The sequence below is a fragment of the Streptomyces sp. H39-C1 genome (assembly GCF_027158125.1).
Classification (GTDB): domain Bacteria; phylum Actinomycetota; class Actinomycetes; order Streptomycetales; family Streptomycetaceae; genus Actinacidiphila; species Actinacidiphila fildesensis.
In genome coordinates this window covers 92510-110188 of sequence record NZ_JAPVLS010000016.1, presented here as the reverse complement: position 1 = coordinate 110188, position 17679 = coordinate 92510, and the positions used below count along the sequence as shown (strand labels likewise).

The 17679-nt window shown below is 65.9% G+C and carries 19 protein-coding genes and 2 pseudogenes; 6 read left to right on the top strand and 15 right to left on the bottom strand.

The genetic code is table 11. The annotated features are described in order from the left end of the window. Window positions 1-29: 29 nt before the first annotated feature. The 4 genes from O3W51_RS13720 to O3W51_RS13705 all read left to right on the top strand — a co-directional run bounded on the left by O3W51_RS13720 (window position 30) and on the right by O3W51_RS13705 (window position 4453). The gene (locus O3W51_RS13720) at window positions 30-1049 is read left to right on the top strand and encodes an AAA family ATPase (RefSeq protein WP_138352998.1); all 1020 of its coding nucleotides are present in this window, start codon (window positions 30-32) and stop codon (window positions 1047-1049) included. Then, entirely contained in the window at window positions 1046-2461 is a 1416-nt protein-coding gene (locus O3W51_RS13715; RefSeq protein WP_307811175.1) for a DUF58 domain-containing protein, read from the top strand. The genes O3W51_RS13720 and O3W51_RS13715 overlap by 4 nt, the downstream gene beginning before the upstream one ends. After that, on the top strand, window positions 2458-3087 hold the full coding sequence (locus O3W51_RS13710; protein WP_138352968.1) for a hypothetical protein: 630 nt from the start codon (window positions 2458-2460) through the stop codon (window positions 3085-3087). The genes O3W51_RS13715 and O3W51_RS13710 overlap by 4 nt, the downstream gene beginning before the upstream one ends. A gap of 292 nt (window positions 3088-3379) precedes the next feature. Beyond that, on the top strand, window positions 3380-4453 hold the full coding sequence (locus O3W51_RS13705; RefSeq protein ID WP_269285930.1) for a C40 family peptidase: 1074 nt from the start codon (window positions 3380-3382) through the stop codon (window positions 4451-4453). 307 nt (window positions 4454-4760) lie between these two features. Here O3W51_RS13705 and O3W51_RS13700 read toward each other — a convergent pair whose 3' ends face one another. Together O3W51_RS13700 and O3W51_RS13695 are read right to left on the bottom strand one after the other, a co-directional pair. Next, window positions 4761-5432: a LuxR C-terminal-related transcriptional regulator gene (locus tag O3W51_RS13700; RefSeq protein ID WP_138352966.1), complete on the bottom strand. Its 672-nt coding sequence runs from the start codon at window positions 5430-5432 to the stop codon at window positions 4761-4763. Then, window positions 5429-6709, bottom strand: a complete 1281-nt coding sequence (locus tag O3W51_RS13695) for an ATP-binding protein (protein WP_138352965.1) — start codon at window positions 6707-6709, stop codon at window positions 5429-5431. Before O3W51_RS13695 ends, O3W51_RS13700 begins: the two co-directional genes overlap by 4 nt. 231 nt (window positions 6710-6940) lie before the next feature. On the opposite strand from O3W51_RS13695, the gene O3W51_RS13690 reads away from it, so the two are divergent. Further along, window positions 6941-8245 carry a PspC domain-containing protein gene (locus O3W51_RS13690; protein ID WP_138352964.1) on the top strand — a complete coding sequence of 435 codons (1305 nt, stop codon included), beginning with the start codon at window positions 6941-6943 and terminating at the stop codon, window positions 8243-8245. A 119-nt stretch (window positions 8246-8364) separates the two neighbouring features. On the opposite strand, the gene O3W51_RS13685 is transcribed toward O3W51_RS13690, so the two are convergent. Then, a complete protein-coding gene (locus tag O3W51_RS13685; protein WP_138352963.1) occupies window positions 8365-8910 on the bottom strand; it encodes a DoxX family protein in 546 nt (181 codons plus the stop codon). Window positions 8911-9069: 159 nt separating this feature from the next. Then, window positions 9070-9414: pseudogene (locus tag O3W51_RS13680) on the bottom strand (class II aldolase/adducin family protein); the annotation flags it as partial. Between the two features lie 32 nt (window positions 9415-9446). Between O3W51_RS13680 and O3W51_RS13675 the strand changes: the two are divergent. Next, window positions 9447-11105 carry a recombinase family protein gene (locus O3W51_RS13675; protein ID WP_269271819.1) on the top strand — a complete coding sequence of 553 codons (1659 nt, stop codon included), beginning with the start codon at window positions 9447-9449 and terminating at the stop codon, window positions 11103-11105. Between the two features lie 296 nt (window positions 11106-11401). On the opposite strand, the gene O3W51_RS13670 is transcribed toward O3W51_RS13675, so the two are convergent. The 11 genes and pseudogenes from O3W51_RS13670 to O3W51_RS13625 all read right to left on the bottom strand — a co-directional run bounded on the left by O3W51_RS13670 (window position 11402) and on the right by O3W51_RS13625 (window position 17587). Next, window positions 11402-11629, bottom strand: a complete 228-nt coding sequence (locus tag O3W51_RS13670) for a hypothetical protein (protein ID WP_269271818.1) — start codon at window positions 11627-11629, stop codon at window positions 11402-11404. Between the two features lie 61 nt (window positions 11630-11690). Beyond that, window positions 11691-11906 (bottom strand): hypothetical protein, encoded by a 216-nt coding sequence (locus tag O3W51_RS13665; RefSeq protein WP_269271817.1) that lies wholly within the window; start codon window positions 11904-11906, stop codon window positions 11691-11693. A 57-nt stretch (window positions 11907-11963) separates the two neighbouring features. Beyond that, window positions 11964-12590: a hypothetical protein gene (locus O3W51_RS13660; RefSeq protein WP_269271816.1), complete on the bottom strand. Its 627-nt coding sequence runs from the start codon at window positions 12588-12590 to the stop codon at window positions 11964-11966. Next, entirely contained in the window at window positions 12587-13582 is a 996-nt protein-coding gene (locus tag O3W51_RS13655; RefSeq protein WP_269271815.1) for a hypothetical protein, read from the bottom strand. Before O3W51_RS13655 ends, O3W51_RS13660 begins: the two co-directional genes overlap by 4 nt. Further along, on the bottom strand, window positions 13583-14233 hold the full coding sequence (locus O3W51_RS13650; protein ID WP_269271814.1) for a toprim domain-containing protein: 651 nt from the start codon (window positions 14231-14233) through the stop codon (window positions 13583-13585). Between the two features lie 25 nt (window positions 14234-14258). Further along, window positions 14259-14456: pseudogene (locus tag O3W51_RS48825) on the bottom strand (CHC2 zinc finger domain-containing protein); the annotation flags it as partial. A gap of 372 nt (window positions 14457-14828) precedes the next feature. Next, window positions 14829-15680 carry a DnaB-like helicase C-terminal domain-containing protein gene (locus tag O3W51_RS13645; RefSeq protein WP_269271813.1) on the bottom strand — a complete coding sequence of 284 codons (852 nt, stop codon included), beginning with the start codon at window positions 15678-15680 and terminating at the stop codon, window positions 14829-14831. A gap of 47 nt (window positions 15681-15727) precedes the next feature. After that, on the bottom strand, window positions 15728-16255 hold the full coding sequence (locus O3W51_RS13640; RefSeq protein WP_269271812.1) for a hypothetical protein: 528 nt from the start codon (window positions 16253-16255) through the stop codon (window positions 15728-15730). A 23-nt stretch (window positions 16256-16278) separates the two neighbouring features. After that, on the bottom strand, window positions 16279-16497 hold the full coding sequence (locus O3W51_RS13635) for a hypothetical protein (RefSeq protein ID WP_269271811.1): 219 nt from the start codon (window positions 16495-16497) through the stop codon (window positions 16279-16281). Window positions 16498-16500: 3 nt separating this feature from the next. Next, window positions 16501-17385 (bottom strand): PD-(D/E)XK nuclease family protein, encoded by an 885-nt coding sequence (locus O3W51_RS13630; protein ID WP_269271810.1) that lies wholly within the window; start codon window positions 17383-17385, stop codon window positions 16501-16503. Next, window positions 17282-17587, bottom strand: coding sequence for a hypothetical protein (locus tag O3W51_RS13625; protein ID WP_269271915.1), 306 nt, complete (start codon window positions 17585-17587; stop codon window positions 17282-17284). Before O3W51_RS13625 ends, O3W51_RS13630 begins: the two co-directional genes overlap by 104 nt. Between the last annotated feature and the right edge of the window lie 92 nt (window positions 17588-17679).

Here is a 17679-nt window from a genome sequence, read left to right as displayed (position 1 = left end):
CTCGGTCCGCCGCCGCGTCCCCGGCCGCCCTGACGCCGCGCGAGGCCGGAGAACGCGCCCGCCAGGTGCTCACCGAGATCGAACGCGCCGTGGTCGGCAAGCCCGACTCCCTCGAACTGGTCATGCTCGGCGTCCTCGCCGGCGGCCACATCCTCATCGAGGACCTGCCGGGACTCGGCAAGACCCTGCTCGCCCGCTCCTTCGCCACCGCGCTCGGACTCGACTTCCGCCGGGTCCAGTTCACCCCCGACCTGCTGCCCTCCGACGTGTCCGGAGCGCCCTTCTACGACCAGCGCAGCGGCGAGATGGTCTTCCGGCCAGGACCGCTCTTCACCCATCTGCTGCTCGCCGACGAGATCAACCGCACACCCCCCAAGACCCAGGCGGCGCTGCTGGAGGCGATGGCCGAGGCGCAGGTCTCGGTCGACGGCGTCACCCGGCGGCTGCCCGAGCCGTTCGTGGTCATCGCCACCGCCAACCCGATCGAGTACGAGGGCACGTACAGCCTGCCTGAGGCCCAGTTGGACCGCTTCCTGCTGCGGGTCAGGATGGGTTACCTGCCGCCCCGCGACGAGGCGTCGATGCTCCGCATCCGGCTCGACCGGGCCGCCCCCGAAGCCGTACTGAACACCCTCAGCACGCCCGCCGAGGTGCTCGCCATGCGCTCCAGCCTGGAGAGCGTCGAGGTGGACGACGATCTGATCGCGTACGTCGTCGCCCTCATCGGCGCGACCCGTGCCCATCCGCAGATCCAGGTCGGCGCCTCGCCGCGCGGCGGACTCGCGCTCGTACAGCTGGCCCGCGCCCGCGCGGTGCTCGACGGCCGCGACTACGTCACCCCGGAGGACGTGAAGGCGCTGGTCGTCCCGGCCCTCGCGCACCGCGTCACGCTGCGGCCCGAGTTGTGGGTGCGGCAGATCAACGCCGACGACGTCATCGCCGAACTCGCGCGGTCCGTACCGGCGCCGCAGACCCTGCCCGAGGACAAGCGCTCCGACGGCGCCGAGGACAGGCCCGGCGCGTTCCGGCGCCCGGCAGCGCGGCCGTGACCGCGGACCGACAGCCGCCGGGCCGGCCCGCAGCCCGCCCGGTCGCGGTCCCCACGCACATCGCGCGGGCACTGGGCGGCTCCCCGGACGCCACCGCCGGCGAGGCGGCGGAACCGGCCGAACCGCCGTCCCCGCCGCCGCCCGGCTGGCGGGCCGGCGAGCGCGCCCTGCGGCTGCTCACGGTGGCCGCCGTGGCGGCCGCCGCCGCGCTCCTCACCGGCCACGCGTGGCTGCTGGCGCTGGCCGCGGGCCCGGTCGTCCTGCTCGTACTCGCCGGGCCGGGAGCGGTGGGGGGAGCTGTGCTGACGTCCGGCCGGCCGAGCCGGCTGAGCGCCGCCGTCGAGACCGGGCCGGGCCGCTGCTTCGAGAACGAGGACATCGCCGTCCGCATCCGGCTGGACTTCGACGGCGCCGCGGGCTGGATCGACCCGGGCATCACCCTCGGGCCGGGCGTCGAGCTGACCTCGCTCGCCGTGGCCGGCCCCGTCGTCGAACTCGCCCTCACCGCCCGCCGCTGGGGTCGCTGGAGCCTGGGCACCGTCGATGTGGACGTCTACGACACCGGCGGGCTCGCCCGTCGCACCGTGCGGGCCGAACTCGGTGAGATCCAGGTCTTCCCGGTGCCCACCCAGGCCTCTCTCACCCCCATCCCGGTCCGGCTGCCGGACCGCCTCGGCGAGCACACCGCCCGGCAGAACGGCGACGGCATCGAGGTCGTCGGGGTGCGCCCGCACATCTGGGGCGAACGGCAGCGGCGCATCCACTGGCCCTCGACCACCCGGCGCGGCAGCATCCAGATCAACCAGTTCGCCGCCGAACGCACCGCCGACACCGTCGTGCTGGTCGACGCGCTCGTCGACTTCATCGACCCCGCGACCAGGGCCTCAGGACTCGACGAGACGGTGCGCGCCGCGGCCGGCCTCACCCGCGCCTATCTGCGCAGCCACGACCGGGTCGGCCTGGTGTCGATCGGCGGCACGCTGCGCTGGCTGCAACCGGGCTCCGGCGGGGGCTACTTCTACCGGATCGTCGAGAGCGTGCTGGAGGTCCGCAAGGACCTCGGCTACTCCGTCCCCGCCCTCCAGCGCCTGCCGCCGCCCGCGCTGCCCCGCGGCGCCCTCGTCTACGCGATCACCCAGCTCGCCGACGAGCGGATCCTCGAAGTGCTGGGCGATCTCGCGCAACGCGGCAACCCTCTCGTCGTCATCGAGATCCCGACCGGCGCCCCGTACATCGCGCCCGGCGACACCGTCGGACACCTGGCCCGGCGGCTCTGGCTCGCCGACCGGGCGGCGATGCGGTTCGCGCTGCGGGAACGCGGCATCCCGGTCGTCGCCCAGTCGGCCGGCAAGAGCCTCGACCTCGCCCTCGCACCGTTGCTCCGCACCCGAATCCAGGGCAGGACCCGATGACTCCCTTCCTGTCCCCGGAACCCGCCACGGTGTCCTCGTCCCCGTCCTCCGCCATGACCCTCCCCCAGGTCCCGGTCCGGCCGGTGCGCGGCCTCGGCGTCGCACTGGCGCTCGCGGCCTGCGATCCGGCCGTCACCGGCTCCCCCACGATGGGCGACGTACTGACGCCGCTCGCCGCGGTCGTGCTGGCCTGGTGGGCGGCCCCGCCGCTCGTCCGGCGCCCGGTCCAGTACTCGGCCCGTAAAGCCGCGCTGCTGTCCCAGCACCGCAACACGGTCTTCGCCGTCGGCTGCGTCGTCCTCGCCGCGTTCAGCGCGCCGCCCGTCTGGCTGGCGTCGTGCGTCACGGCCCTGCTGCTGACCTATCTCCTCATCGTCGACGCCTGCGCCGCCGGCCCGGCGGGCATCCGCCAGCTGCGCTCGCGCCACATCCCGCTGACCGCGTACGGCGCGAGCGGCCTGGTCCTCTTCGCCGCGTTCGCCCCCTCCGACGGCAGTGCCTGGGGCCCGGCGGTCGCGGTGTCCGCCGTGTGCGCCGCGGCGTACGCGGTCGGAACGGCTCTGTGGCCGCGCAGGCCGCGGAGATCGGCCACGCCCCATAGCAGGGACGAGTCGCCCACGGAGTGACAACTGCCCCATCGGTCAAGGCCGTTCTGCAAGTGGCCATGTCACCCGTCGAACACTGATCAATGACGATCACCCAACGGCCGATTGGGACCAGACCTGCTCTACGCCGTACTCCTCCGTACCCCCCAGGTTTAGCGTCCTCCTCCAGGTGGCCGAACCCCACTGCCGTCGGACCCGACGGCACGGCCACCCCCGCCGAAGATCCGGCGGTGTTCCGCTTCCCCGTGCGGACGCCGCCGGATCGAGGTCTCAGCAGGCGGGCACCAGCTAGGCACAAAGGAGTGACGGCCGCGTGGCGTCGCACAGAAAGCCCAAGCAGCGCTCACTCACCGGAACCACCGCACGAACCGCGGCCACCCTCGCCATGGCGGGAGCCGCGTCGGTCAGCGCCTTCGGCGAGACCGGCCACGCCGACCCGCAGCTCAGCGTCGGCGAGGTCAAGACCCGGGTCGACGCCCTGTACGAGCAGGCGGAACAGGCCACCGAGCAGTACAACGGCGCCAAGGAGGCGGCCGACACCGCCCGCGCCGACGTGGGCAGGCTCCAGGACGAGATGGCCCGCAAGACCGCCCGGTTCAACGCCACCCGCGACCAGATCGGCGCCATCGCCGCCGCGCAGTACCGCTCGGGCGGCATCGACCCGGCCATGCAGCTCGCCCTGGACTCCACCCCCGACACATATCTCGAACGTGCCGCCCTCATCGACCAGGTGAGCGGCCGGGAGGCCGACATCCTGCGCACCCTCGGCGAGCAGCAGCGGGAGATCACCACGACGCACGACGCGGCGGACGCCAAACTCGCCGCCCTCAGCGACGCCCAGACGAAGCTCGCGGAGCACAAGCGCACCATCGAGACCAAGCTGCACGACGCCCAGGTCCTCCTGGACCGCCTCACGGCCGCCCAGCGGGCCAGTGTGGACGACGGCGGCGACGACACCGGGACGACATCCGGCACTCAGCACGCCGACCGCTCCACCGACCGCGTCCCGATCGCCCCCGGCGCCGTCCAGGCACCCTCCGCCCGCGCCGCCCAGGCCGTCGCCTTCGCCTACAGCGCCCTCGGCCTCCCGTACGTCTGGGGCGCCACCGGACCGTCCTCCTACGACTGCTCCGGCCTCACCCAGGCCGCCTGGAAGGCCGCGGGCGTCTCGCTCCCCCGCACCACGTACACCCAGATCAACGCCGGCCAACGCGTCTCCGAGTCCCAACTCCAACCCGGCGACCTGGTGTTCTTCTACTCCGGCATCAGCCACGTCGGCCTCTACATCGGCAACGGCCAAATGATCCACGCCCCCCACCCGGGCGCCCCGATCCGCATCGCCCCGATCAACGAAATGCCCTTCGCGGGCGCGAGCCGCCCGTCGTGAGTACGGCCCCTGCGAACGCTGCTCGGGGTCAGGTGCGGCAGGTGGGGCGGCGCGGCGTGGGCGCGTTCGTCCCGTACCACCGGCCGCTCGGGTGGTTCTGACGGCGGATCAGCCTGGGGTGCGCGGAAACCGTTCTTCCCATGGGCCGAGAACTGGGCCGACAGCACCAGCCAGACCGTCTTGGTACCAGGTCCGGCTCTCCGACCTGGTCATCGACGGCCTCGCGGACCCGGCCCCGGCCGCCTGAGCCGTAGGGCCGCGTCCGCGCCGAGGCCGTTGAACCCGACGGCCTCGGACCCGCCGGCCCTCAGACCAGGCGCCGTGCCGTCGCCCACCGCGTCAGCTCGTGCCGGTTGGAGAGCTGCAGCTTTCTGAGCACCGCCGAGACATGGGACTCGACCGTCTTCACCGAGATGAAGAGCTGCTTGGCGATCTCCTTGTACGCGTAGCCGCGCGCGATGAGCCGCAGCACTTCCCGTTCCCGCTGGGTGAGGCGGTCCAGGTCCTCGTCGACCGGCGGGGCGTCCGTCGAGGCGAAGGCGTCGAGGACGAAGCCGGCCAGCCGCGGGGAGAAGACGGCGTCGCCGTCGGAGACCCGGAAGATGGACGACACGAGATCCGGCCCGGTGATGGTCTTGGTGACGTAGCCACGCGCGCCGCCGCGGATGACGCCGATGACGTCGTCGGCGGCGTCGGAGACCGACAGCGCCAGGAAGCGGACCGGCCGCTCCGCGTCGCCCATGAGCGGTGCGCAGCGCCGCAGCACTTCGACACCGCCGCCGCCGGGGAGGTGCACGTCCAGGAGGACGACCTCGGGACGGGTCGCGGTGATGACCGTGACGGCCTGGTCCACGTCGGCGGCCTCGCCGACGACCTCGACACCCGTTCGTTCGGTCTCGCCGATCTCGGCCTGTACACCGGTCCTGAACATCCGGTGGTCGTCGACGAGCACGACCCTTACGCGTCGGTCCTCAGTCATGACGCCACCCTCTCCATTTCGAGTTCCACTTCCGTGCCCCCGCCCGGTGCGCTGCGCAGGCGCGCCTCGCCGCCGTTCCGCTGCATCCGGCCGATGATCGACTGCCGGACGCCCATGCGGTCGTCCGGCACCTGGTCGAGGTCGAATCCGGGCCCCCGGTCCCGTACGGACACGAAGACCTTGCGCTCCTCGACCTCGGCGTACACCTGAACCGCCTCGTCGCCACCGTACTTGGCCGCGTTCACCATTGCCTCGCGTGCGGCTGCCATCTGTGCGACCAGATTGTCGTCCAGCGGGCAGTCACCGACGCAGACCACCTCGACGGGCACCCCGTGGGCGTCCTCCACCTCGGCGGCGGCCTTGCGTACGGCGTCGGCGAAGTTCGTCGGCTCGTCCTCCTTGCCGGTGCCCTCCGGCCGGTACAGCCAGGCCCGCAGCTCGCGCTCCTGGGCGCGGGCGAGGCGGGCGACCTCGCGCGGGTCCTCGGCGTTGCGTTGGATGAGGGTGAGGGTGTGCAGTACGGAGTCGTGGACGTGCGCGGCGACTTCGGCACGCTCCTGGGCCCGGATACGCATCAGCCGCTCGGCGGACAGGTCCTGGGTCAGACGTACGAGGTAGGGCCCGGCGATCAGTGCCACCCCGACCAGCACGGCGAGCGCCGCCTGCAGGATGCCGCCGAGGTGGCTGCCGGAACTGCGCACCACGAGGAAGCCGGTGACCCCGGCCCCGACCAGCAGCACACCGGCGGCGCCACGGGCGATCGGCCAGAACCGTTTGCCCTGGCTCATCTCGACCCAGCGGCTGCGGCGGGCGTTGTCGGCCTGCCGCCAGACGAGGGCGACGCCGAGGCCGATGACGAGCAGCGGCCAGATCGCGGCGTTGGCCGCGCCCAGGTTCAGATTGCTGACGAGGACGCCGAGGCCGATGAACAGCGCGATGAGCGCGAGGATCTGGCCCTTGTCGGGCCGCCGTCCGGCCAGCCAGGACTTGGCGTCGCGCGGCTCCTTGGCCTCGCTCACCCCGCCGACGCCGAGCGGCACGAAGAACCAGAAGAGCGCGTAGAGCAGGATGCCGAGGCCGTTGAACGTCGCGAGCACCACGAACACCACACGCACCCACGACACCGGCAGCCCGAGGTGCCCGGCGAGCCCGCGCGCCACTCCGCCGATCATCCGGCCCTCGGAGCTGCGGTAGAGCTTGCGCGCCAGCGGGTCCGCCGGGTCGGGCGGTTTTAGGTAGGACGCGCCCGTCGCAGGAGCAGGGGTGGTGGCTGGCATACCCCGATCGTCACACGCCGGGGCCGCCCGGGGCATCAGGGTTCCTCCCGGAGGTCACCCTGACCCCCTGGGACCAGGGGCCCGGGTGGCCAGGTGCCCAGGGGCCCGGGTGCCCCAGGCCCCACCCGGACCGGGTGATGGGTCGGAAGCCCGGCCCCTGGGGGCCGGCTCAGGGATCGGCCAGGGTTGTACCTGGTGCCGGAGAGTGCCCGCGGCCGCCACCATGGAGGCATGACGCAGGACAGCAGGCCGGCCTTCGAGGCCGAGGCCGACGCCACCCCGGATCTTCCGGACTCACCGGAGCCCCCGGCCCGGCGCCGCATCGTTCGCAGCCGCCGCCGGGTGGTCGCGGGTGTGTGCGACGGCGCGGGCCGCTACTTCGAGCTCGATCCGGTGATCTTCCGGATCGTGCTCGCCGTGCTGTCGCTCACCGGCGGTATCGGCCTGATCGTCTACGGCATGGCCTGGCTGGTCATCCCGCAGGAGGGCGAGGACCAGAGCGAGGCGCACCGACTGCTGTCCGGCCGGGTCGAGGGGACGGCGCTGACCGCCGTGCTCGTCGCGCTGGTCGGCTGCGGCCTGTACGCGTCGATGCTCGGCAACGGCACCGACCAGGGGTTCTCGATCCTGCTGCTGGCGGCCGTGGTGGGCGCCGTCTACTGGTCGCAGCAGCGCCGCCGGGCCCAGCTCGACGGCGAGGCGAGCGCGGTGGCGGCCGGTCCGGCCGCCGACGCCCCGCCGGCCGCGCAGGCGCCGCCGAGCCCCGTGACCCCTTCGTGGTGGCGCGATCCGCTGACCAAGGACTTCTCGGCCGGCGTGAGCAGCTCCACGGGCTACCTGTGGGGGCCGGACGACGGCCCGTACCAGGAGCAGGACCGCAAGGCCTGGCGGGCCAGGAAGTCCGCCGCCCGGCGGGAGTCGTCCTGGCTGGGCGTGCTGGCGTTCTTCGTTGCGCTGATGGCGGGCGCGGTCGGTACGGCGGCGGCCTGGCACGGGCACCCGCTCGGGACGGCCCTGGAGATCGGGCTGGCGTCCGCGCTGGCCGTCTTCGGGCTGGCCTTCGTCCTGAGCGCCTGGACCGGCCGGGCAAGGGGCGGTACGGCCTTCTGGGCCGTGCTGACGATCGCGCTGCTGGTGGGCGCCGCCGCGGTTCCCAAGAGCATGACCACCGAGTGGGCGACGACGGACTGGCGCCCGGTGGCCGTCTCCGACCTCCAGCCGCACTACGAGCAGGGCACCGGACACGGCCTGCTCGATCTGACCGCGCTGCCGCTCGGCGGGAAGACCGTCACGACCAAGCTGGAGGTCGGCGCCGGCCGGGCCGAGGTCCGGCTGCCGAGGAACGCCACCGTGCGGCTCAACTACCAGATGGGCTTCGGCGAGGTGCAGCTGCCGGGCAAGGTCAACCACGGTGTGGACCTCAGTTCGGACACGCGCAGCCAGGTGGTCTTCGAACCGGACGCGGGCATCCCGTCGACCGGCACGATCGAACTCGACGTCGAGGTGGGCGCGGGACAGATGAGGGTGGTCCGGTGAAACGGCATGGATTCGAGCCCGCGTCCCTCGTGATGGGACTGGTACTGCTGGGCCTCGCGGCGGTGTTCCTGCTGGACGCCGCCGGCGGCTGGGATCCCTCCCGGCCGCTGACGGTGGCCCTAGCGGCGGGCGGTCTGGCCTGCGCCGCGGTGACGTCGGTGATCAGCCGCCTGGTCCGACGGCGGCAGCGGGGCGACACCGGACCGGCGGCGTGAGGCGATGAGCCCGTCGGCGGACAGCAGCGGGGTGCCGGCGAGGATCAGCGGCAGCCAGGCCATCAGGTACACCAGGTCGTTGCCGTAGTAATAGGGATCGGTGGCCCAGCTGACCGTCAGCCACAGGCTGAGCGAGATCGCTGCGCCGCCGAGCGCGGCGAGGCGGCCGAACAGGCCGATCAGTATGCCGATGCCGACGGCCAGCTCACCGAAGGCGATGGCGTACCCGAAGGCGTGCGGCGCCTTGAGCGCGAGATCGACCATCTGCGGGATCGCCGCGCTGTCACGCACCGCGTGCAGGGTGCCGACCAGCGATCCCGGCGCGGAATCGGTGAGGAACACGGAGCCGGTGAGCTTGTCGAGCGACGCGTAGACGAAGGTGACGCCGAGGAAGATCCGCAGCGGCATCAGCGCATAGCGCGACGCGGTCTCCCGCCAGATTCGGAGCATGCTGTCCCGCCTCTCCCGTCGTACGCGCCCCCCAGGAATGGAAACGATTCTTCACGTACGACTCTCTCACCGGGTGGTACGTAGACCGCAAGGATCCGACTCAGTTCCCGGCGAATCCGGCCGGATCCCCGCCCGGTCCCACCGCGGCCGGCCCCGCGGCTAGCCGAAGAGATCGGGCTCGCTGCGCGAGATCTGCTGGTAGAGCGGCTGATAGTTGATCCAGGCGACGAGATCGTTGCCCAGCTGGCCACGGGTGTGGACGGCGCTCTCGTGGTCGATCAGCACCGGCTTCCCGGCCGCCCGGGCGGTCAGCTGCACCTGGCAGGAGCGCTCCATCGTGATGAACCACCACGCCGCCGCGTCGACCGAGTCGCCGACCGTCAGCAGCCCGTGGTTGCGCAGGATGACGGCCTTGTGCGGCCCGAGCGCCTCCGCGATGCGGCGGCCCTCCTCCTCGTCGACCACGACGCCCGTGTAGTCGTCGAACAGCGCGTGGTCGTCATACTTCCTAAACAGCACAGTAGTTCGGAGGACTGATGCCCGCAAGCTCGACGTGGGAGATACACCCTGACCTAGCGGCAGCCCTAGCCGCAGGTCAGACGTTTGAGGAGTGGCTCGGCGACCGCTGCCCCGTCTGCTCGTACGGCAGGATCAGCAGGGACCTACAGCGGAACGGAAAGAAAGAACTCGGCGTCACCCGACAGCATGAGCTGCACTGCGACCCCGCAGCGGCGGAACACGGTTGGGCTGTCGTCTACCGCTACACGGACAACGACATCACCGCTGCGGACCCGGACACCACCCGACCGGCGTTCGTGCAAATGATCCGCGACCTTCGGGCACGACAGACCGAAGATGGCTTCCCGATTAAAGGCATCATCGCTGTCGAGGAAGAGCGCGTCGTCCGACTTCCTGAGGACTACCTACGCCTCTATCGCTCTCTCACCGTAGACGAAGAGGGCTGTCTCTACTACACCGACAAACGCCAACTCGTCGATGTGTATGCCGAAGTAGAGCAAACACGTGGGCTCATGTCTTCCTCTATAGGCGAGACCGAGGTCCGCAAGATCAGGAGGCGCAGCAAGCGCTCAACGCGGGATCGGGCAAGCGAGGGCAAGTACACGGGAGGCGTGCGCCGCTTCGGATGGCTCGACAAAGACGCGAAGCTCGGGCGGGATCTGAACGAAATACTAGATCCGTATGAGTCGGCGCATCTTCGCAAGGCAATCGACATGAAGCTGAGCGGAAAGGGATGGAACACCATTGCCGTCTGGCTCATCAATGAAAAGATCTCCACTGTACGCGGCGGCAAGTGGGCATCTGCGACAGTCGCGGCCATGCTTACGAACCCAGCAATATGTGGATACCGAATCCTCAATGGTGAACTGGTGCTTGATCCGAAGACTGGTGAGCCCGTGGTCGGCGTGTGGGAGACCATCGCGACACCCGAAGAGTGGCGACAGATATGCAGAATGAAGTGGCCCAATGCGAAAACGGATAAGAGGCCACCGAAAGCCAAGAAGGTAGCGAGGAAGCATCTGAGCTCGGGAATTCTACGATGTGGGTCACCGATAAAAGAAGAGGAAAACGCAGAGGCCACCACAGAGAGCAGGACAGAGGCAGGAACCGCACTAGAGAGCAGAACGAAAGTGGATCGATGCCTGCACGGCATGGTGGGCCGCCCTCCCTACGGTAACCATAAATGGGGAAACTACGTTTGCAATGCCGCCGAATGCCGGAAAGTAAGCCGGAGGATGGACAAGATAGACAAGATAGTTTCCACCATAGTCATCAAGACGCTCGAAGAGCAGTTTTCAAATATCCAGCCAGAACACAAAGATTGGCATGGCAAAGCTACGCTCGATAGACTCATCGCTCGCAGGCAAGTGCTCAAGGCCAGCTACAAGTCAGGGCGGATAGATCTCGACGACTACTTGGACTTCAAGGACGACCTCGACTCCCAAATAAAGGAGTCAGAGGCCGACAGGGACAAGTTCATACAAGAGCAAGCTGCAAAGAATTTTCTCGCCGGATTCACAGAGGCGCACTGGGAGCGGTTCGACCTGGCACAGAAGGGCCTGGCAATAGGGACCGTCCTTCAGGCGGTAATCGTTCACCCGATTCCCAAAGGACGGTCCCGTAAAGCCGCCTTCGACCCGACACTCATTGAGGTCGTGTTCAAGAAGGCTCATTAGCCAAGGAGTTTACGGATAGTCTCTAGCTGCCCCTCTCCTAGGCGAGGGGCAGCTTTTACTTGAAGCAGTATCCAATCTTCGAGTTCCCTATCGGCATCCTCTAGGGTAGGACCGCGAGACTTAGAGGGAGTCAGGGTTAGATCAGTAAAGTCAACGTCCTATCAATCCGAGGCTACCGAGTACTTCACCGCAAGAGCTACAGATCCGCGTCCCAGTTCTATCTACGGTGTACTCTTCTGCTTCCGAAACGGGATACCAGCCGTGGGCACCCGGAGCAGGGAATTCTTTCGACTGGGTCACTCCGAATCAAATCCGCTGGCGATCGTCCAAAAGTCCATTGCCATTTCCTCGGACAGCTCCATCGAGAATCCGGCAGCTACGGCGGCTTCGCGTACTTCTGCCGCATAGCTGATCACTCGGATTGCTTCCCCGACCGCGAGCTTGTACGACTCGGCGCGAGCTGCGTCACTGATCCGCTCGCTGATCCCATTGAGGTAGGCCGCGAAGTCGTCGGGGTTCGGCATAGAGTCAGTCGTCAAGTTCTACCCTCTTCAGCTTGTGGGTGATGCTGCTACTGATTCAGAATCAAATTCGATTGCGACGGGTTTGACGTTCCATCTTCTTGAGCGTCTTCCGGATGCGCCTGGACTCGCCGGCGGTGAGGTTGATGAGGATTACTGTCTGAGATCCGTCTTCCTCCTCTATGCAGTAGTCGAAGCAGATCACGCGGAACAAGGAGTAGAGTTCAAAATATTCACGCAGGCCATTGATTGAGAGGCGGATAGTGATCTTCGGGTCCATGGACTAGCTACCTGCCTTGTTGTTGATGACGTACCCGGCGAATCCGCTCGCAGGGCCTTAGTAGGAGCTGTTCGTCCCGCCGATTGCAGTACTCGCAGATACGCCACGGATCCTGTTACGCACCTGCGAGCGCTCTTTCCCGTCGATATCGACCTTCGTATTCAGCCGCTCGGTGAGGCGGTCGATGGCTCGCTGTAGGCGTTTCTGGTCGGCGCTACCGTGCTCGGGAATCACGTTGTGTAGGTACGCCCGCTCAATGGCGGACTGATGGCTGGCGGTGAGTTCGTGGAAGCATTCGTCGATGTCCCAGATGCTGAGGGCCACGCTGTTCCGGTCATTGGCGACCTTGATCAGGTCGTCCTTGCGGTTGGGCATGACCTCGCGTCCCTCCTCGGTGTAGTAGGCGTGTTTGAGGATGTTGCGTATTTCGCGGGGGGTGTAGATCCACTGAGCTGTGTTGTAGGTGTGGTGGAGACGTTCCGCCTTGCAGTGCTCCAAGCCGATGTTCCGGAAGACGCTGTACAGGGATTCGGGCGCATACTCCGCGAACCTTCCGCGGCTCTCCCAGTACGTCACCAGAATGAATTGCTCGATGTCGTCCGCTTCGCAGTAGCTGTTTTCGCGCGCGAGCTTGACGGCTGCCTTACGTGCAGTCTCGATGATGTTTGGATCGATGTAACTCAACTGTAGTATTCGCCCTCCGCGATGAATGATCCGTTGCTGCGTACGGGAATAAGGTGGGGTGTGACGTTCTTGCCGTCGACGTAGAACAGACCGATCGACATTTGCCAGTTCGCGAACCGTGCAGCGCCTAGGTACTCGGCCTTTCGGATGTCCATGAGGTGACCGAGCTCGACCCCAGTCAGCGTCTTGGAGGCGCCGGAACCAGTGCTCTCGTTGACGATGCCTGCGCGGTGGGTGTGGCCCATGACAACGTTGCGATCAAGGCGCCGGGCAGCGTTGATTGCCGTTCCGCCCGCATGCCGGGAGAGGCTGATCCCTTGTGTGTGTCCGTGTATGGCAGCCCAGCCGGGCGCGAAGTCGTACCGAAGCGGCTCGAAGGCGATGCCGTAGTCGTCCAGGTCGAGAAGCTTGTCCTCTCGGTATGCCTCATCGTCGTAGAGAGCTGGCGCTCTCTCCACTAGGTACTTCCTGGGCCTCTCACCGTGGTTCGAACCCAGCAGCGTGTACGGTCCGCTGTAGCCCTGTCGCAGGGGATCAAGGTGCTTCCTGCGGGTGTAGTCGGCCTCCTGGCGGACGGTCATGCCGTACTCCGCGCGACGGCCGGCGGACCATCGAGAGGGCGACGTGTAGTCCGTGATGTCACCGATATTGATGACTTCGTCGGGCTGGTAGTCGTGGATGAAGTTGATGACAGACCGGTTTGCCCGTTGGTGTTCCAGCGGCATCTGTAGGTCGGAGATCAGGACAATGCGTCTCACAGCATCATTCCCACACTTCGAAGCCGCCTTGGTCGGGGTCCAATCATTCAGGTCCATTTCACTCTCGTAGATGATCTGCTCGCTGTCGTCGGTGAATCGAACACGCCAGGCGCGATCCGTGTCATCGGTGAAGGAGCGTCGGGTAAGGCATCCCGATTTTCCGATGCAGTGCATGTGCTCGGTACTGGTGGCGTCCTTGACGGTGATCCAGTCACCCAGAGCGAAATTCCCCATTCAGAACCTCGCTTTCGTCTTGAGTGCTTCAGCACCATGGTCTATGTAGTACTTGTTGACGTCCGATCCTTGTGGCATCTGAGCGAGGGAGGCGTGTTCGTTTTTCCCCATGATGGTGTCTGCCAATTTCAGTCCGGCGTCATCTCCATCAGCCAGATTGACGACCTCTTCGTAGCCTCGGATGTGTCGGTGAAAGAGGGGTTTCCAGTTTTGGGCTCCGCTTACGCCGATAGTGGGTATGCCACATTGCCAGGCAGTCATGGTGTCGATTTCACCTTCGCAGACGGCGATACGACGCACGTTGAGGGTGAGTGTTTTGATGTTGTAGATCTTGGCTTCATCACCCGGTTCACGTGTGTACTTGCCGTGTCCGAGTTCCTTGCAATCGTGGCCGGCAAGGCACCGATATCGGATCGCCACGACCCCTTGCATGTTGATGTAGGGGATCGCGAGCATTCCCGCATATCGCTCATGGCCCGAGATTGGGCTTCCGACGTATCCCAGCCGAAAGTATCGAGCACTGTCCCAGGTCAGGCCCCGGCTCTCCAAATGCAGTGCGGCGGGAGTTCCTGCTGCGAGTTGCTGGTGATACGTCGTGGCTGCCTGATCCAAAAAGGCGATTCGCTGCTTCGATGGCGGCTGGAAAGTCAATCTTCTCCTCTTCCATGATGACGCCCCAGCTATCGAAACTGAAGTCACATCCGTGACAGTAGATAACGCCCTCGTCAATGTTGATTGAGGCGCTGGCGTTGCTGTCCTCGTGCGACGGGCATTTGCAGGACTGCCACGATCCACTGCCTCTTCGCGGGGTCTGCCAGTCGGGGAAGTAGTGCCGGATGACATCGATGATGGGCGGCTTGACTTGCGGGATCACGCTTTCGGTCCGTAGTAGGCTGTCAGTAGCCTCTCGGCGAATGACCCAGGGAATACCCAAGCTGCGTTGCTGGTCGAGGCTTCATGCCTCTTGTAGACGACACAGGTTTCGTCGCCGGTTTCGTTGTTGTTGGCTTGCTCTATCGCATCGTCTAGATGCTTCCAAAGTTGTACGCGATCCACAGCTTTGCATTGACAGGTGAGTGGGATAGCTCCGATGTCGCCGCGGTCTCTGCTTCCGTAGATAGCTCCGTTGCGCTTGGCGTCTGGGTGTCCAAGTCGCTTCCAGGTAGTGACGACTGCGTTCTCCCAGTTCCGCCCTCTCGCCTTCACGGCAGCACCGTTGGGTTTCGCCAGTTTGCGGGGTTTCGGGTTAGCCATTGATCCGCATCCTCTCTGGTATCCAGCCGAGTTCGGCGAATGTGAAACCGCTAGCGTCGGCCCTTCCCCCTCGGTTCTTCACGTTGGATACGCGAAGGCTGTAGCCCTCGTACTCTGTACCGCCGCGATGCATCGTCAGGATCACTTCTGGTACTCGTCCGACTTGCCCCTTGATTCCCGACAGCGGGATAGGGCTCATACCGTCGTTGTAGATGCCGGTGACATGGTGCAGAAGGATCACAGCGGTACCGGTCTGACGTGCTAGATCGTGGAAGAAAGCGCAGAGCTCATCGAGGCCGGCGTGACCTTCCCCCATCTCAGGGGCGTCCACATTGGTCACGTTGTCGATGATCGTGATGGCCGGATATCCGTAGACCATGGCGTAGGCCCTGAGCGATTCTTCAATCTCGTCGATGCTCGGTGATGCGTCGAAGTTCCATCGGATGTTGCCGTAGGTCTCCAGTGCAGAGTCAATCGTCGTTGTCTGCTTGTTGTGAATGGCAGCTTCGACGTCGTTGGTTGTCCAGCCGGTGACATGCGCTGCCGCGCGAACATACTGAGTGAATGCGTCGCTGTCGGCGCTGAAGTACATCGTTGGCACGCCGCTCTTCAGCGCCAGGTTCAGCGCGAATGCACTCTTTCCGGTTCCTGGTCCAGCGGCGATCAGATGAAGTTGGCCCTGGCGGAACGTCACGCCAATGGCGTCGAGTGCCTTGAAGACCGTGGGAATTGGTTCACCCGAGTTGCCTCGCGTATGCAGCGCCTGGGTGAGTGTGAGTATGAGTCGTGGCCCTCCCGGGGCTGGCTGCCGCGTACCGCATGCGGCTTGGCAGCCAGCCCCCACTAGATGTGTACACGCTTAAGTAATTCGCCAAAAAAATAGGTCGGGAACTACCAGGGTGCGGCGCCAGCCGACTCCTGGGGGCCGCCCCACAGGTTGGCGTCCGGCTGCGGCGGGGTCGGGGGCTGCCTGGGCCCCTGGGCCTGCGTGACAGGCGATGTGACCTGAACGGCCTTGGACGGCTTGGTGTACTCAGCGACGTACACCTTGGGCGGGGCCATCCCGTGGCTAGCCTGGCCGAGCCTGGCGAACGTCAACTTGAGGAAACTCCCCGGCTGCGGAGTGGCGGACATTTCACCAGCCCGCTTCATGGCATCCCCGATCGCTGTCCGCATTCGCCATCCGCTGATGTAGAGGGATCGGCCGCCGTCATCACCCTCACCCTTGTCTTGATCCGTTGCCATGATCACCCTCACCTGCATCACGGGGTTGCCCTTGGAATCGAGCTTCGGGGTGTCCTTGTTGAATTCGAGGACAGGGAACGGCTCTGAGACCTCCTCAATGTAGCCGGACACAGAATCACCGGGGTTGGTAAACTTCACGTACGTGGATGGCGCCGAGGGGGCGAAGAATGTCAACTAGAGTCCTTTGCTCGCATTGCTTAGTTACTGGTTGTGTGAACGACGGTTGCACCGAGCTCACTCAGGTTGAAGGCGACTTGCGCCTGGCTGAACAGATCCGCATAGCGCGAAGCCGCGTGGACGAAGGCCGAAACATTGGGCCCGACCGTCAGCGGAGTGTCACCCGCGAATGTGATCTCCAGGTTCGGCGCCGGGCGGAAGGTCACGGAGAAGCCCGCGTAGTCATGGGTGGTGGTCACTGTCTAGTTTCCCTTCGCCTTGCAAAACTTCTGCACTCCACAGACGGTGCAATGATCACCAGGGTTCGCAAGGTAGACGCCGTTCCGCTCGGCCGCGTCCATCGCTGCGTACTGCTGCTCTAGCCAGTGTTGATCGATGGTGGTGAGGTCGATCGGGTCCGTGGGGCCTCCGGCCCGAGGTGATCGCCCCTTCCGAGCGCAGGTGAAGAAGTCACCCCAGATGACATCGATCCGGTAGGTCTCCCAGATCGCCCGCCGGTACAAAGCGAGTTGGAGGGCCGACGACTGCTTCTTGGTACCGGTCTTCACGTCACGGACAGAGAGCCCGTAGGCGGTGGATACGATTTGGTCGATGAAGCCGCGGACGGGCACAGTGCCGACCATGATGTCGAACTGCAACTCGATGGCGAGTCGGCCATCCGGTGTCGTCCAGATGGTGTCGGTGCTGGTCTCCGTGTAGGAGACGTAGTCGGCGACCTGGTGCTCACCGAGGTCGTATCTGTCGGCGAGATCCTTGGTGCCACTCTTGAAGCCGCCTGTGCGCCACTTGCTTACGTCGGGTTGGACGGCGAGGCCGGCCGCCATGTCGGCGTCCCACTTCTCCCGATAGCGGGCGATGGTCTGGCTAGTGGAAAGCGTTCGGCCGGAAAGCTCGTAGCACTCGACAGCGTAGTGAACCGCGCTGCCTTGCACGAACCATCCGGCCGGATCAGACGGTTTCCTGTCTACCCTCTCCAGTTTGTACGCTTCGCCGCATTGAGAGTAACTGTTGTATTGGCTGTGGCTACGACGCTTTGGCGCGGTAGTAGATATCGGCAAACCTATTCCCTCCACCCTCTGGCGTGTACTCGTATCCCCGCACAGGTGTCGTGCCCAGAAAACTGACATCCTCAGGGATCGCCGCGAAGTGCTTTACGTGCTGTCTGCCGTCTGTTTCTGCGCAGTGGTAGTGGATGAAGTACTCCCCCTGGTCGTTCGTACTAAAGAGCATGACCATGCCGGAGATTGCCGTCATCCCCCCGAGGATGCGCTTCACTATAGGCTTCGCGTTGAGAATGGCCCCATAGTTAGCTGCAACCGTTGCGATCATATGCACTTTATCCCTATGGCTTTCGGTCGAGGGCCTTCAGATACAAAAAAGAGGTGAGCGCCGTCGATAAGCGCCCACCTCTACGCTACTCC